The organism is Pararhodonellum marinum, assembly GCF_015354735.1.
In the GTDB taxonomy this organism is placed as follows: domain Bacteria; phylum Bacteroidota; class Bacteroidia; order Cytophagales; family Cyclobacteriaceae; genus Pararhodonellum; species Pararhodonellum marinum.
This window is the reverse complement of record NZ_JACEFJ010000017.1, coordinates 1-17,681: the sequence shown is the minus strand read 5'-3', so window position 1 is coordinate 17,681 and position 17,681 is coordinate 1. Positions and strand designations below refer to the sequence as shown.

The 17,681-nt window shown below is 41.8% G+C and carries 9 protein-coding genes; 5 read left to right on the top strand and 4 right to left on the bottom strand.

Annotated elements, in window-relative coordinates:
* Positions 1 to 146 precede the first annotated feature (146 nt).
* The 4 genes from H1A14_RS20840 to H1A14_RS20825 form a co-directional block, all read right to left on the bottom strand.
* The gene (locus H1A14_RS20840; RefSeq protein ID WP_194778243.1) at positions 147 to 1,481 is read right to left on the bottom strand and encodes an MFS transporter; all 1,335 of its coding nucleotides are present in this window, start codon (positions 1,479 to 1,481) and stop codon (positions 147 to 149) included.
* Between the two features lie 24 nt (positions 1,482 to 1,505).
* On the bottom strand, positions 1,506 to 2,876 hold the full coding sequence (locus tag H1A14_RS20835) for an alpha-amylase family glycosyl hydrolase (RefSeq protein WP_194778242.1): 1,371 nt from the start codon (positions 2,874 to 2,876) through the stop codon (positions 1,506 to 1,508).
* A gap of 42 nt (positions 2,877 to 2,918) precedes the next feature.
* On the bottom strand, positions 2,919 to 5,345 hold the full coding sequence (locus tag H1A14_RS20830) for a glycoside hydrolase family 31 protein (protein ID WP_194778241.1): 2,427 nt from the start codon (positions 5,343 to 5,345) through the stop codon (positions 2,919 to 2,921).
* A 234-nt stretch (positions 5,346 to 5,579) separates the two neighbouring features.
* Positions 5,580 to 6,605 (bottom strand): LacI family DNA-binding transcriptional regulator, encoded by a 1,026-nt coding sequence (locus tag H1A14_RS20825; RefSeq protein ID WP_194778240.1) that lies wholly within the window; start codon positions 6,603 to 6,605, stop codon positions 5,580 to 5,582.
* A 426-nt stretch (positions 6,606 to 7,031) separates the two neighbouring features.
* On the opposite strand from H1A14_RS20825, the gene H1A14_RS20820 reads away from it, so the two are divergent.
* The 5 genes from H1A14_RS20820 to H1A14_RS20800 form a co-directional block, all read left to right on the top strand.
* Positions 7,032 to 8,087 carry a SusE domain-containing protein gene (locus tag H1A14_RS20820; RefSeq protein ID WP_228527910.1) on the top strand — a complete coding sequence of 352 codons (1,056 nt, stop codon included), beginning with the start codon at positions 7,032 to 7,034 and terminating at the stop codon, positions 8,085 to 8,087.
* A gap of 136 nt (positions 8,088 to 8,223) precedes the next feature.
* Entirely contained in the window at positions 8,224 to 11,019 is a 2,796-nt protein-coding gene (locus tag H1A14_RS20815; protein ID WP_194778239.1) for an alpha-amylase family glycosyl hydrolase, read from the top strand.
* 23 nt (positions 11,020 to 11,042) lie between these two features.
* On the top strand, positions 11,043 to 12,104 hold the full coding sequence (fbaA, locus tag H1A14_RS20810) for a class II fructose-bisphosphate aldolase (protein ID WP_194778238.1): 1,062 nt from the start codon (positions 11,043 to 11,045) through the stop codon (positions 12,102 to 12,104).
* Between the two features lie 69 nt (positions 12,105 to 12,173).
* The gene (locus H1A14_RS20805; RefSeq protein ID WP_194778237.1) at positions 12,174 to 13,730 is read left to right on the top strand and encodes an alpha-amylase family glycosyl hydrolase; all 1,557 of its coding nucleotides are present in this window, start codon (positions 12,174 to 12,176) and stop codon (positions 13,728 to 13,730) included.
* Positions 13,731 to 14,023: 293 nt separating this feature from the next.
* Positions 14,024 to 17,681 (top strand): DUF7507 domain-containing protein (locus H1A14_RS20800; RefSeq protein ID WP_194778236.1); only part of this gene is annotated, 3,658 nt, incomplete at its 3' end.

Genomic DNA, 17,681 nt, shown 5'->3' with positions numbered 1-17,681 from the left:
GGAAGGCTTGATTATCCGACAACTCATTCTATTGGACAACCCTGACAACCCGACAACATCGACAACCATGAAAATTTCGAAAACCAGACTACATTAAAAAAATCTACCTCAATATAAAAACCCAACTCACACAGATCACCTCAAACTCACCCATCATGAGTGGCATTGCGGTCAGTAATCCAGAGATTACAGAGTCCAGCGATGATCAGGGAAGTACCAGCCAAGACCATGGTGAAAATCACTTCTTCTCCAAACAAAAACTTATACATGTAATTGATCCCGCCAATGGCAGCCACGATTTGAGGAATGACAATGAACATGTTGAAAATCCCCATGTAGACGCCCATTTGCTTGGGATTGACTGAACTGGATAGCATCGCATAGGGCATAGAAAGAATGCTGGCCCATGAAAGCCCAACCAAACTGAAGCAGATATGTAACATCCAAGGCTCATTGATATAATAAATCAATATGAAACCGACGCCACCGGCGATCAGGCTAAACATGTGGAGCAATTTTCTATTGATTTTCATTTTACTCGTAATGAAAGCCAAAATCAATGCGTAAAACATAGAAACCAAGCCATAGGTCCCCAAATAATTGCCCACACTGTCTGCGGCATCGTTATAGGCCAAAGAGGCGGTGTCTGTAGCTTTAAACACATGTTCAGTGATAGCAGGTGTTGCAAAACTCCACATGGTAAAAAATGCAAACCAAGAGAAAAACTGGACCAAACCCAGTTTTTTCATCACCATAGGCATACCGGCAATGTTGCTGAAAATTTCCTGAACTCCATTGAAAAATCCTTTGCTGGCTTCTTTCTCTTTTTTGAATTTGTCCAGATCTTCAGGAGGATATTCCTCTGTAGTAAATACGGTATAAAGAATAGAAGCCAACAAGATAATGGCACCAACAGTGAAAGCAAACTTGACAGAATCAGGCACTACGCCCGGAGCGGCGGTGTTGGGTATGCCTATCTGGGTCATCAACCAGGGGAGGTTAGAGGCAACCCATGTTCCTATTCCAATAATCAAGGTCTGAACTACAAAGCCATAGGAACGCTGTGTGTCAGGTAACTTGTCTGCCACCAAAGCCCTGAATGGCTCCATACTGATGTTGAGGGAAGCATCCAAAACCCATAATGAACCTGCTGCCATCCACAAGGCGCTCGAGTAGGGGGCAAAGAAAAGCGCAATGGTGCTGAGGACTGCTCCGATTAGAAAATAAGGGCGTCTTCTACCAAATTTAGGGTGCCATGTGCGATCACTCAGATAGCCTACGATGGGCTGTACCAAAAGTCCGGTAAGTGGTGCAGCGATCCACAATAAGGGAATGGCATCTTTTTCTGCTCCCAGGGTCTGAAAAATCCTGGACATGAAACCGCCCTGAAGTGCAAATCCAAACTGTATACCTAAAAACCCGAAACTCATGTTCCAGATTTGCCAAAAGCTCAATCTCTTTTTGATGACGGTTTGTGCCATTATTTTGGGTCGGGTTGGGTGGATTTATTTGATATACACTTTAAAGTCCCAAGGTGCTAATTCGAAGACAGTACCTGATTTTAAATCAAGGGTCTCGCCGTTGAAATAATCAGCCATATCACCCAAGTCTTTGTTCAATTCAAAAGTAATCTGGCGCTTTGAAAAATTGAAAATGGATAGCACAGTATTGTTGTCCTTGTTCCTAGTGAAAGCAATGACCTCAGGCACTTGAGGCCTGTTTAAACGAATGAAATCACCTCCAAATTCACCATTCCATAAGGCTTGGTTTTTGTGTTTAAGTGCGTTGAGTTTTGCGTAAAACTCCAGCATGGAGTAATTGCCCCATTGGATGGGGTCTTTTTCAAAAAATTCGATCCTTTGCTGCACGTTTGATTCTTGGCCTGAGTAGATCAGCGGCATGCCTGGTAAAGTATAGGTATAAACAGCCATGGCTTTGTGTGCAGGCCCCATCAGTTCTTCAATGGTACCTTTCCATGTATTTTCATCATGATTCGTAATGAAATTCAGTCGATAGGCATTTTCCGGGAATTGTTTTTTTCTTACATCCAGCAAACTGTCCAAAGCCGTCGGAGACTCCAGCCCTTGGGCAACACGAACCAGCGTATGAAACTGTTCTGTCGCATAGGTCATGTCGAAGGCATGGTCATGCATTTTGGGATTTTCAGCCTCGGCCAACATAAACACCGGCTTTATGGCATCCAATTCAGGTCGAACACGTTGCCAAAAATCCATGGTGACCAAATCTGCCACATCACAGCGATATCCGTCGATATCAAATTCCCTGACCCAGTATTGCATGGCATCTGACATCGCATCATGCACATCGGGATTGCTGTAATCAAGTTCTATGACATCGTCCCAATCTGTTCCCTTGGGAGGCATAAAGTTGCCTGCTTCATTTTTACTGAAATATTCGGGATTGCTTTCAGTCCAAATGTGGTCCCAGCCTGTGTGGTTTGCCACCCAGTCCATCAAAATATACATACCGTTCTCATGGATGGTTTTGACCAAACTTCTGAAAGCATCCTTATTACCAAATTCCTTGTTGATACTTTTGTAGTCTTTGATGGCATAGTAACTGCCCAAAGTCCCTTTGCGGTTTTTTTCACCGATTTCATGAATTGGCATCAACCACAAAATGTCCACCCCCATTTCTTTGAGACGAGGGATTTCTTTTTCGAAAGCGGCAAATGTACCTTCTTTGGTATATTGCCTGATATTTACCTCATAGAGGTTTTTATCTTTGGTCCAGTCCTGAACAGTAATCATCTCAGTTTTTTTTTCTGGATATTCTGCTACTTTTTGTTGATCGCCTGATTGACAAGCTGCCAGTAGCATGGTACTTAAAATAACAAAACACAATCTTTTTTTCATGTGTGGAAAGCATATAGGTGATGGGTGATTAAAATTCTTTGATTATTTAAATTCGATAAGAAGTTTTTCCTTTTGATTTTTCAGCCTGATACAGGGTACAAAAGGAGTAGTAAGGTAAGAATGTTCGTATTCAGGAAGCGGGTCAAATTGCGTAAGTCTATCCAAATAGGCAACGTGGGCTTTGGTGATCCCCAAGGATTTACCGTTTCCGAAGATTTCTTTTATTTCAAATCCATGGAAAAAAACCTTATAGTTGTGGTAAGTGGAATCGAAATTCCCCTCTGCTTCCTCAAAAGTCAATTTTCCTTCATCACTATCAAGTATGATTTTCCGGCTTAAAAATGCGCCACTTTGGTAATCAAGTGATTTGCCATCATCTTCGTAATGGACCCATTCGGATTTTCCAGATCCTTTATATACATGAATCATCAAAACACCATCATGCTCTTCCTCTGTGTATGAAGTAGGGGATTGGAGGGTGACGATAGCACCACCTTTGACGAAAACAGGTAAATAATTAAGCGGTGAATCAATGAAAATTTCTTGCTCGCCGTTATAAGGCTGATCATTGTACCAATAATACCAATTTCCTTTTGGCAAATAAACCTTTGTGATTTCTTTTGTGCTCTCAACCGGGGCAATCATTAAGTTGTCACAGAAGTAATATTGGTTTTCAAATTTGCTCTCATAAATTTTTTGATCAAGAGGATGTTCAAGGGAGAGGCTCTTGGCTACAGGCAAGCCTTTCTCTTGGGATTGGAAAAAGCCACTGTAAAGCATCGGTATCATGCAATACCTGAGTTTCATATACCCCCTTGAGATCTCCTCCACTTCTTCCCCAAAGGCCCAAGGCTCAGCATCGTTGCTGTTGATCATGGTATGGGCTCTATAAAATGGAGAAAAAGCGGCCAAACTCATCCATCGGGCAAAAAGGGACTTGGTGGTTTCACCCGCAAACCCTCCTACATCATAACCGGAAAAAGAGACACCGCTTAATCCAAGACTATTGACTAGCCTTACACCGGCCAGCATATGGGCCTCAGTAGCCACATTGTCACCTGTCCAGGCGGCGGCATATCGTTGGATTCCAGCGAATCCCGCCCTGGTCAACACAAAGGGTCTTAGATTTGGATTTTGAAGCAATGAACCTTCCTGCGCACTTCTAGCCATTTGCATCCCATAGATATTCCTCGCTTTTCTATGACTAACCTGTTCACCGTCGAAATCAAAATTGATCAGGTTTGGAGTAAACTGACCCCAGGATGCAGGTTCATTCATGTCTGTCCAATAGCCATCTACGCCTGCTTCTGAATAAAATGCCATCTTTTCTGCCCACCATGTGCGTGTGGCTGGTAAAGTAAAATCGGGAAATGCACACCAACCTGGCCAAACCTGTCCTTCGTATATGGCATCGTCGGGATACTTTACTAACAAATCTTTTTCGAGTCCTTCTTCATAGGGAATATATCCTTTTTGTGTTTTTATTCCAGGGTCCATGATGACCACCACTTTAAATCCCTTCTCTTTGAGTTTCTGAATCATGCTTTTGGGATTGGGGAATTTTTCACCATCAAAAGTAAAGACCTTATATTGTTCCATGTGGTGGATGTCCAAGTAAATCACATCAGCAGGCATGTCCTTGTGTCGAAAGGTATCCGCTAGGGTCATCACCTCTGATTCCGGATAATAGGAATACCTACATTGCTGGTAACCCAAGGCCCATTTGGGCGGCATGGCCATCCTTCCGGTTAGCCCGGTGTAAGCGGAAAGGATGTCTGACAAATTTTCTTCATGGATAAAATAATAATCCATGTCTCCATCATCAGCGGCAAAATACATGAAGCGGTTGTTGGAAGCCCCAAAATTGAAATAGCTTTTGTGGGTATTGTCTAGAAAGATTCCATAATTGCCGTTTTCATGTATTCCCATGTAAAACGGTATGGATATATACAGGGGATCATCATAAATGCCGTACCCAAAATAATCGGTGTTCCAATTTGTATAAGCTCTTCCGGCCCTGTCTAATCCCCCTGTTTTTTCCCCCAAACCGATGAACCTTTCTTTTGGTTGAATCTTTTTGTAATTGGTCACTTCTGTACCCAACCAAGATACACTGAATGCTGGGTCATCTTGATTGAGCAGATTTCCTTTTTGATCATAAAACTGAATGTAAAAAGGATTTCGGTTCACTATTACTTTTATTTTTGGCGTATCAAGGATAATTTTTTCCTCATTGTCAGTCACTGAGAAATCCACTTGATCGGCCTCTTTGATGACACTGTACCGGTTGACATTGTCTGCTTGCTGATTTCGTATATGAATTCTAATGGTATTGTCTGCAAATGCGATAACCTCAAAAAAAGCTTCTTCTGTTTTGCCTGAAAGGCCATTGGACTGTTTCTCCCAAGAAATAATTGCACCAGCTTGAAGATTTTGACGCTGCTTTTGGTTGGAAGTAGAAAAGGTCATGTAGAGATATTTAGGTCATTTTCAGTTTAAAAGGACATCTCATGGGTGAAAACCCATGATAATGCGGACAATTTAACAAAGTAAAATGCAATGTTGAAACTTTTGGAAGACACATTCTTCACGAAATAAATCACTTTGTATGCCTCATTTGACAAAAAAATCAATTGAATCACTCATTCAATCGATTGCATAGAATTGTATTATTTTTTTTAAAAAATAATCAAAAATGGACTTTTACCTCACAGAGGAGCCCCTGATGAGCAATTCTGTTTCCAGAATTTCTAGTTTTGGTGTAAAAGGTTCGTCTCCTTTTTGTTCAATCATCTCAATCAGCAGCTGGGTTGCCCTTTCACCAATTTTAAAACCTGGTTGGGAAACTGTAGAAAGGGGAGGGTCTACCATAGATGAAAACTGCCAATTGCTGAAACCCACAACTCCCACATCTTCGGGAATTTTCAGTCCTAGGGATTTGACTCCTCTCATTGCCCCTGCAGCGGCCATGTCGTTATTAGCAAAGATCGCGTCGGGCCTATCCTGCTCCTTAAAAACCTTGGCACATATTTTAAAGCTTTCTTCCTGAACACCTTCCGGACATTCAATGATTCGATGGGGTTTTACAGGCATTTCTGCTTCTTTTAATGCATCCATATAGCCATTCATCCTATTTTTGCTGATGTCTAAATTTCTGGGACCTGCCAGGTGCAGAATATCTTTGTATCCCTGAGAAATCAGATGTTTGGTAGCATCAAAAGCACCCTGGTAATCATTGACGGTGATATTCACTGAATTTTCCAGATTTGGGATGCGATCAAAAAATACAACTGGATAGTGTTGTTCAATCAACCTTTTAAAGTGGTCAAAATTGGTTGTCTCTTTAGAAAAACTTACCAGTAAGCCATCTATTTGATTGGATATAATGGTCTCGACACTGGATATTTCCCTTTTCAACTTTTCATTGGTTTGGCAGAGAATGACATTGTAACCATGCATAAATGCGACTTCTTCAATGCCAGAGATCACTGTACTAAAAAAAAAATGAACTACTTCAGGAATGATTACTCCTATGGTGAAGGATTTGCTTTTCCTAAGGCTTAAAGCAACCGCATTCGGTCGGTAATTCCATTTGTCAGCCAATTCTTTGACTTTCCTTTTTGTTTCATCACTGATGCCTGGATAATCCTTTAATGCCCTTGAAACTGTGGATGAAGATACATTCAAAGCTTTCGCAATATCCTTGATGGTTGCTTGTCCTATTTTCATACTTTGTGTTAAATTTTGTCTCCTTAGACAAAAATCAAATATAAGGGTCCTTTGTGGTTAAAATGACACGTTATAAATTTATCTTTTTCTAAGATGCCTTAATTAAAGAAATTACGTTAAAGAGAGTTACAAGTTACAAGAAAGATTCTTGTACTGCTGATTGAGACTTCTGAATAAAATTTATTTTCGTCAAAAATCACACATTGTCGCAAACGATTGCGGTTACGATTGCATAGGTTTTAACATCAATTTAACGTAAAATTTTCTTGCATAAACGTAATTGTTTCGTTAGTATTTGACTGTATTTAGTATGAAACCAAAAATTAATAGGATTCAAGGTTTTGGACACCCTATGAGTAATTGGTTAAATTTGTATTATATCAAGATTTTAAAAAAAAGTAACATTAACAAATAAAACCTAAAATTATGATCAAGAATATTACCCGTAAAAACCTTTGGTTTTTGATGCTTCCCTTGATGTGGGCCTGTAGCCAGTTTGAAACGCCACCGGTAATTCAGCAAACGCCTTCAAGTATTGTTAGCCCAACTCAGGGTTCCGCGATTGTTTTGGATATCGACAATCCTCGTAATGAGAACATTTTTGAAGTTTCCCGAGCTGATTTCGGCGTAGGTGTGGATCAGGTAAACATTATCGAAGTGGATTTGCCCGGAAACAACTTCGCCGATGCGAAGAATGTTGGAGAGTCTTCGGATTTGCAGGTTGTCGTCCTCGACTCCCTCCTCAATGTGAAATTGATTGAATTGGGCTTAGAAGCTGACCAACCTGCTTCCGTAGAATTCCGTGTTAGAACTACCACGGAAAGAGAACTTTCTGATTTGGTGGGAAGTCCTATTGAACTTACGGTTACCCCTTACAGTATTGAATTAGACCTGCCATTCATTAGGGTCCCTGGAGATTATCAAGGCTGGACTCCTGGTAATAATAATACAATTATTTATTCGGAGGACTCAGATGATGTGTACGAAGGATTTGTTCATATACTATCAGGTAGTGGTGAATTTAAATTTTTAACTACTCCAGATTGGAATCCTGGACCTGCTTACGGAACTGGAGCCTCGGCTGGAACTCTGTCTGATGATCCTACAGCAGGCAATTTGAAAGTCCCCGGTCAATTTGGAACCCATAGAGTCAAAGCCGATCTTGTAAATTTGACTTATGAAATAGAAAGAATCGGTATTTGGGGAATAATTGGAGATGCCACAACAGGTGGTTGGGACAATGAGACTCCCATGTCATTCAATGCTGCCAACAATATCCTGACCATAACCACAGACTTGACTGAAGGTGAATTCAAGTTCCGTACCCAATCTTGGGATTTTAATTATGGTTTAGGATCCGCTGATGGGGTAGCTGGTTTTAATTCGCCGGATAATATTCCGATACCTGAAGATGGAAATTACACCATTACTTTGGACATGAAAGATCCAAACAGGGTGCTATATACCATTACTTTAAATTGATGTTCTTATCATTTTCGTTAACGAAAAGTACCGGCATTGCCGGTACTTTTTACTTTTAAAGTCCAACTGATAGTTTCTTTAACTCTTGTTGATTTTATTTTGCCTATTCACAATACTTATTAATGATCAGTACACCATGAAGTATATCTTTACCAAAATTGCACTTTTGGCATTTCTGTTTTTCGGGATCGGTCAGCTTGAGGCCCAGGTCAGTACGGAGCCTGCTTTTCCAAGAGCAGATCAAAACATCAAGATTATCTATGACGCCAGCCAAGGTACCACAGGATTGGTAGGCGTCAATCAGGTATACATCCATATTGGGGCAGTAGTGGCAGGGCCTAGCTCTGACACTTGGGCTATCGTGCCCTTTGAATGGGGAACGGATGACCCTGATGCACGGATGACCCGGAAAGAAGGAGAAGCCGATATTTGGGAATTTGAATTGACACCCAATGATTTTTTTGATATTTCCGGCGATCAAGTCATTTATAGGCTTGGCATGGTCTTCAGAAATGCTGTGGGGAATTTAGAAGGAAAAACCGATACGAACGGCGATTTTTTCGTCAACTTAAGCCAGGGATTTGAGGTCACGTTTTTAGAACCTGCTTCAACTGTTTTATTGGAGGTGGGTGAAACACAAGCCATAGAAATAGTGGCCTCTGAAATAGCTGATTTGGCCATCAAAATCAACGGGAATACGGTTGCACAAGTTTCTTCAGCACAGGAGTTGAATTATACTTTCTTGGCGCAGAATGAAGGGTCTTTTGCGGTAGAGGCCTCGGCTGTTCAGGATGACTTGACAGTAACGTCTGAAACATCCATCACCGTAGTTGGAGCAAGTCCCCAAGTCCCCTTACCTGCGGGTGTTAAAAAAGGCATCAACTACACTTCTCCTACTGAGGTGGTTTTGGTTCTGGAGGCGCCCAATAAAAAGAATGCATTCATCATCGGGGATTTCAATGACTGGCAGGTTTCAGCGGCTTATCAAATGAACCACACGCCAGATAGAGAGATGTTTTGGCTAAGAATCGGTGATTTGACCCCGGGAGAAGAATATATCTTTCAATATTTGGTAGATGGGCAGATCAGAATCGGTGACCCCTATGCAGACAAGGTTTCAGATCCATTTCATGATGGTGAAATCATTCAGGAAAACCGTTATCCAGGCTTAAAGCCGTTTCCACAGGGCAAAACAGATTTTCAGGCCACCTTCCTGCAAACGGAACAGGAAGAATATGAATGGAAATACCTGGACTATGAAAAGCCGCAAGTGGAGGAACTGGTCATCTATGAGCTTTTGGTCAGAGATTTTGATGACAGAAGAACGTATAAAGCCGTAACAGAAAGACTCGATTACTTGAAAGAACTAGGGATAAATGCTTTGGAACTAATGCCGATCAAAGAGTTTGAGGGGAACCTTTCCTGGGGATACAATCCTTCCTTTTTCTTTGCCCCTGATAAATACTATGGTACCAAAAATGACCTCAAAGAACTTATCGATGAGGCCCACAAGAGAGATATGGTAGTCATTTTGGACATGGTTTTGAATCATGCCTTTGGTCAGAATCCTTTTGTTCGACTTTACAATGACGGGGATTACGGAGCACCTACAGATGATAACCCTTGGTTAAACAGGACGGCAAGGCATCCCTTTAATGTCGGCTATGATTTTAATCATGAGAGTGAATATACCAAGGCTTTTGTGGATTCAGTCAACAACTATTGGTTGACAGAGTACAAATTTGACGGTTACCGCTTTGACCTTAGTAAGGGTTTTACCCAAGTCAATTCAGGCAATGATGTAGGTCTCTGGAGCCAAAGAGATGAATCCAGAATTACAATCTGGAAAAACATCTATGACAATATCAAAGCCAACCATCCGGATGCTTATGTCATCTTGGAACATTTTGCCGATAACACGGAGGAAACGGAATTGGCCAATTACGGCATGTTGCTTTGGGGAAATCTCAACGGTGATTTCAGGGAAATGGCAAAAGGCGGATCAAGAAATTTTGACTGGGGATATTTTGGCAGAAGGAATTGGGAAAAAAACGGGCTGATCGCCTACATGGAAAGCCATGATGAGGAAAGGGTCATGTGGGAGTCCATCAATTGGGGGGCCACTTCACCAATAAACATCAGAAACCTTCCCAATGCAGTAAACAGAAACCAATTGACTACCGCTTTTTTCTTTTCTATACCTGGTCCTAAAATGCTCTGGCAATTTGGGGAGTTTGGTTATGATGAGGAACTTAACAATGACCGTTTGGGCATCAAACCCACCCGTTGGGAATACCTGCAGGATGAGGATAGGTTCCGTTTGTTCCGTTTGTATCAGGAAATGATCAAACTTAAAAACGAATACAACATCCTCAATACCCCCGAATCTGTCAACCTAAGTTTAACAGGAAATGTGAAATCCATTACTTTGAAAGACGGTGATTTGGAATGGGTGATCTATGGAAACTTTGCCTTGACCCCAGCCAATAATGTGCAGGCGGCTTTCCCTTCCAGTGGAAGTTGGTACAATTACTTCACAGGTGAGGAAGTGACTGTCAGCAATGGGGTTTTGCCAATTACTCTAAGGCCCAATGAATTCTTTTTATTTACCAATCAACCCTTGCCAACCCCTGAAGATGTGATTGTGATGGTAGATCCCATCACTTCAATTGATAAAGAGACCAAAGTAGAAAGGCAGTTGAAAATTTACCCTGTTCCTACTAAAGGAGACCTGACCATCGAGCTTCCAAGCTCCATGAATCAAGGTCGGTATCGGATAATAGACATCACAGGAAGGATATTGTCCGAAGGACAGTATAGCTCACAGGAGAATATTTTAAGTTTGGATTTAAAGGATTTTAAGGCAGGTATGTATATCTTTGAACTCAATGACAACCGTCAACTGATAAGAAGACGCTTTGTTAAAGAATAATCAAACCATTAAACTTTACTATTATGAAATTTAAACCAGGCGTAAAATACGGGCAAGAACTCAAGGATCTATTGGACTATGCCAAAGAAAGTGAATTCGCCATGCCGGCTGTCAATGTGATCAATACCAGTACCGTCAATGCGGTTTTGGAAACAGCAAAAAAGGTAAATTCACCAGTAATGGTCCAGTTTTCCAATGGTGGTGCCCAGTTTTTTGCAGGAAAAGGTCTAAGTAATGAAAATCAAAAAGCAAGTATTGCCGGCGGTGTTTCTGGGGCAATGCATGTTCATAAAATGGCTGAAGCCTACGGAGTGCCTGTAGTGTTGCACACCGATCATGCAGCAAAAAAACTTTTGCCTTGGATTGACGGATTGCTCGATGAAGGCAAAGCTTACTATGAAGCCTTTAAAAAGCCGTTGTTCAGCTCACATATGTTGGATCTTTCTGAGGAAACCTTGGAGGAAAACATTGAGACTTCTGTGAAATACTTTAATAAGCTTCATGCGCTGGAAATGGGCATTGAAATCGAATTGGGTGTCACAGGTGGAGAAGAGGATGGAGTGGACAACACAGACATAGACAGCTCGAAACTTTACACCCAACCGGAAGAAGTCGCTTATGCTTATGAGAATCTGAAAGAAGTTGGTGATTTGTTTACAGTGGCAGCAGCTTTTGGAAATGTTCATGGGGTTTACAAGCCAGGAAATGTAAGCCTAAAACCCATCATTTTAAAAAAATCCCAGGATTATATCAATGAAAAGTTCGGTTTATCCGGTAAGCCTTTGAGTTTTGTATTCCATGGTGGCTCCGGTTCTACGGTAGAGGAAATCAGAGAAGCCAACAGCTATGGGTCCATCAAAATGAATATTGATACGGATATGCAATGGGCATTTTGGGAAGGCGTTTTGCATTACTATAAAAGTAAAGAAGGATACCTTCAGACCCAGCTTGGCAGTCCTGATGGACCAGATAGTCCTAACAAAAAGTTTTATGATCCTCGCGTTTGGTTGAGAAAAGGTGAAGAGAATTTCGTAAAACGGCTTGAACTGGCTTTTGATATGTTAAATGCCATTGACAGAAATTAATGATATATTGCTACATAGTTGAAAGAGTCACTGTCAAGTGACTCTTTCTTTTTAAAATCACCCACCCTTATGAGAAAATTAGTTTATTTTGGTTTAATCACCCTCCTAACCACGATGCTCATTTCCTGCCAAGAATCCAAAGAAAAAGAAAAAACCGTAGAAAACCACTGGCCCCACGCAGGAATAACTTATGAGATTTTTATCCAATCATTTTATGACTCCAGTGGAGACGGTATCGGTGATATCAATGGTGTCATCAAAAAACTGGACCATGTCAAAGATCTGGGTGCCAATGCCATTTGGTTTATGCCCATCATGCCATCCCCAAGTTATCACAAGTATGATGTCACGGATTACAAAAACATCCATCCCGATTATGGGACTTTAGAGGATTTCAAAAAACTGCTGGAAGAAGCCCATGCACGAGACATAAAAATTGTGATCGACCTGATCATCAACCACACCAGTGACAGGCATCCTTGGTTTTTGGAAGCCAAAAAAGGAAGCGACAATCCCTACAGAGATTACTATGTGTGGGCAAAAGCCGATACCATTGCAGATTTTATCAACAAAAAAACCATCACCCTTGATAGTGATAATATCAGGCAATGGCATGACCCTGGATATGGGGAGGATTTTTACTATGGTTTTTTTGTTGGCGACATGCCTGATCTCAATTTTGATAATCCAAAAGTAAGGGAAGAGATCTATGAAATCGGAAGGTTTTGGTTGGAAGAAATTGGCGTGGATGGATTTCGCTTGGATGCCGCTAAGCACATTTTCCCTGATGACAGACCAGAAGATAACCATGCCTTTTGGAAGGAATTCAGATCAGAAATGGAGAAAATAAAACCGGATGTTTATCTGGTAGGAGAAGTCTATGACATGAAAGAGGTAGTAGCACCTTATTTACCCGGACTTCCAGCTTTGTTCAATTTTGATTTTCACTACACCTTGTTGGAGGCGTATGAGAAAGGGGATGGCATGCTGTTGGCTAAAAAGCAGAAAGATATACTGGATTTTTATGATGGAATCACCGATGATTTTATTGATGCCACTTTTTCTTCCAACCATGATCAACCCAGACTGCTTTCCAAACATGGCAATGATCCCAAGAAACTCAAGCAATCCATTGCCGTCTTAATGACCATGCCTGGCGCACCCTATTTATACTATGGAGAGGAGATAGGGATGTTAGGGGAAAAACCCGATCCCAATATCAGGGAACCTTTTCTTTGGGATCTTAAGGAAAATGATTCGGGAAGAGCCACTTGGATTGAACCGAAATTCAGCAAGGATCAAACCGTCAAACCATTGGCGGTTCAAAAATCCACCGGAAACAGTTTCTTTGGGTTTTATAAAGAGATCATTCGATTGAGAAATTCAAACCGGGCACTTGCCCTTGGGAAATTAGAACTGACAGAGAATAGCTATCCGAAGTCCATCATGGCTTATGAAAGAAGCACCGACAATCAATCGCTTATGGTCTTTCATAACTTGGGAGCAGAACCAGTCACAGTTCAGGTTCCTGAAAATTACCGGGATTTTATATTTAGATTGGAATCACCTGAAATGAATGCAGGGGAGTTAATCCTTCCTGGTTTTGCATCAGCAATATTGGAATAAAGCGCTTCAAAAGAGGTTAACAATGTGCTTCTTTTTTGATGTTAAATGGTAGTCTTTAACCTTTTTTGTTCGTTGTTTTTTCATTTGTTTTTGGCAAATAGGAATGTTGGTTAATCCACTAGCAATCAAACTTTTATTTTAAAATGGAGTGAGTTAAAGCTATTTTTTTTCATTTTAAATCGCATAAAATGCATTTTGCTTTTTTTGCTTTGGATCAATTCCTATATTTGAGATGGCTGGAATTTTTAACTAGTTAATATTTTCCTAAAAATACCGGCTTTATACACGCACATATGAATTTGTTCTCCCTCTTGCCTAGCCATGGCATTTTTAAGCATTTGGTTGTTCTGATTTTGGCATTTCAGGTATTTTTTCCTGTTTTTGGATCAGAATTATCCTCTTTAGAGACACCTCTTGATGAAAAAAATTCTTCCGTTCATTCCATAAATTTATTCCCTCTTCCTTCTGATTTTGATCCTAGTCTTACCATTTCTCTTGAAGTGGACCAAACAGTCATATCTGGTCAGGTTTTGTTGAATTATACGATCTTGGTTACCAATACAGGTGACAGGCCGCTAACTCAACCGGAAGTTACCTGCATTCTTCCAGATGGAACAAATGGGGTGGTTACGGGAACTACAGGGGCCATAACTGTAGGCACATCAAGAACTTATCTTACAAGCTATCAGGTAAAAGCCGAGGACATCTTTGATGGGAATATTTTAGTTAGTACAGCTTCCATTGTGACTAACCCAGTGCCGGGACCCAGTACCGCTGTGGCGGAAACCTTGGTGCTTGTTAATCCCGGATTGACGGTTGTCAAGGAGGTGGATCAAGATGAAATAGCTGCTCCCGAACTTTTGGCCTATACCATTACGATTACCAATACAGGTGCAGTTGATCTGACCGATTTAACGGTCACAGACCTCCTTCCTGATGGTACTCTGGCTGAATTGACTGGCTCTTTAGAAGATATCCCTGTAGGTCAATCCAGGGTACTGACCACTTCTTTTCAGGTCAGCCAGAAATACATAAATCTTGGAGTTCCCTTGGTAAATACGGTGGAAGTAGTTACCAATGAAATTCCAGAACCCACATCCGCAACGGCAGAAACCACCATTCTTCAGATTCCTCAATTGTCGGTGGTCAAATCCGTTGATCCTGAGTCAATAGATGCGCCGGGACTACTTCAGTATACCATTACAATTCAAAACGAAGGGAATGTAGCACTGACGGGACTTGAAGTATCCGATGTATTACCTGATGGGAGCACTGCCACCCTTACTGGTTCTCTCGCGGACATACCGGTGGGTGAAAGCCGTGAACTGACTACAACTTATCCAGTCACGCAGGCGGATATTGACGCTGGAGCTACATTGGTCAACAGCGTTTCGGTAACCACAATAGAAGTTCCCGGACCAACGGAGGACACCGCAGAAACTGCCATAGAACAAAATGCGGGACTGACTGTAAGCAAAACGGTAAACACAGCCAGCATAACAGAACCAACGCTTTTAGAATACACGATCACCATAGAGAATACAGGAAATGTAGCTTTGACTGGACTACAGGTGATAGATATCCTTCCTGATGGAAATACGGCAACCTTGACTGGGTCCTTGGCTGATATCCCGGTAGGGGATAACCGCGAACTGACCACCACTTATCAAGTCACAGAGGCCGATATCGAATTGGGAACCACTTTGGTCAACTCAGTTTCTGTGACTACTACCGAAGTTCCCGGACCAACGGAAGACACCGCAGAAACAGCCATAGAACAGAATGCGGGATTGACTGTCAGCAAAACTGTGAATCCGACAAGCATCTCCGAACCGACACTTTTAGCATACACGATTACCATAGAAAACAGTGGAAATGTAGCTCTTTCTGGATTGGAAGTGATTGACATTCTTCCTGATGGAATCACTGCCATCCTTACTGGTTCGCTTGCTGATATTCCTGTAGGAGAAACCCGCGAACTTACCACCACCTACCAGTCCACCCAGGCGGATATCGATGCTGGCATTGCCTTGGTCAATAATGTTTCGGTAACTACCGCAGAAGTCTCCGGACCTACGGAAGATACTGCGGAGACCGCCATTACTCAGAATGCGGGATTGACGGTCAGCAAAACTGTGAACCCTACGAGCATCTCCGAACCGACTTTATTACAATATACGATTACCATAGAGAACACTGGGAATGTAACTTTGACTGGACTACAAGTGACAGATATCCTGCCTGATGGCAGCATGGCTACACTTACGGGTTCGCTTGCTGATATTCCGGTCGGAGAAATCCGTGAACTTACCACCACCTATCAGGCGACCCAAGCGGATATCAATGCAGGCAATGCCTTGGTCAGTAGTGTTTCGGTAACTGCCGCAGAAGTCCCTGGACCAACCGAAGATACAGCGGAGACCGCCATTACCCAGAATGCGGGTCTGACGGTTAGCAAAACAGTAAATCAGACTAACATCTCCGAACCGACTTTATTACAATATACGATTACCATAGAGAACACTGGGAATGTAACTTTGACTGGATTACAGGTGACTGATATTTTGCCTGATGACAATACGGCGACACTTACTGGATCACTTGCCAATATTCCTGTGGGTGGCAGTCGTCAACTGACCACCAGTTTTCAGGCTACCCAGGCCGATATTGACACGGGGAACACATTGATAAACAGTGTTTCAGTCACCACTAATGAAGTTCCCGGACCCACTGAAGACACTGCTGAGACAATTATCAGCCAAAATGTGGGTATGACTGTTACCAAGACCGTCAATCCCACCAATATTTCGGCACCCACCTTATTGAATTATACGATCACCATTACCAATACAGGAAATATAACCTTGACAGGACTGCAGGTTGTTGATATTTTACCCAATGGCAGTGAGCTTACGCTAAGCGGTTCTTTAGCTGATATTCCCGTGGGGGCAAGCCGGATAGTCACTACTACTTATCAGGCAACTCAGGCAGAGGTTGATGCCGGAATTACATTGGTAAACACCGTGAATGTAAGTTCAAATGAAATTCCCATTTCAGTATCTGACATTGCCGAGACTACGATCAATCAAACTCCTGGGCTTAATGTAACAAAAACTGTCAACCAAACAAGTATTGATGAACCCACACTCTTAAGTTATACCATAACCATTACAAATACAGGTAATGTCGCGTTAACTGGTCTTCAGGTAAGTGATATTTTACCCAATGGGGAAGAGGCTGTATTAAATGGTTCTTTGGCAGATATCCCCGTTGGACAAAGTAGGGTACTTACCACCATTTATCAGGCGACGCAGGAGGATATTAGTTTAGGAAACACTCTCATAAATTCAGTTGACGTATCGACCAATGAAGTATCGGGACCCACTTCGGATTCAGCGGAGACGCTTATAGCAGTTTTGCCCGGTTTATCAGTTACAAATGTAGTTGACCAACAGACGGTATTGGAACCAGTGGAATTGAATTATACCATCACTGTAAATAATACAGGAAATGTGGTATTGACAGGGATCGAGGTGTCAGGGATTTTGCCTGATGGAGAACCAGCAGATATTCAGGGTAATTTTGGTGCTATTCCCATTCAACAAAACCGTGTTTACACCACAAAATATCAGGTAAATCAAGAAGACATAGATCTAGGAATTCCCTTGGAAACCGAAGTTAGGGTAAGCACCAATGAAATTCCAGAACCAGTGGTTTCTTTTGCCATTAGTTCAGTTTCTCAAGTAGGAGAATTGACTGTATCAAAAGTGGTAGATCTTACCGAAATCGATGCACCTAACAATCTAAATTATACCATTACAGTAGAAAATACTGGAAATATCTCCCTGACCGGACTGCAGGTGACTGATATCTTACCCGACGGCAGCACCGCCACACTGACGGGTTCGCTTGCTGATATTCCTGTTGGAGGAAGCAGGGAACTGACCACCG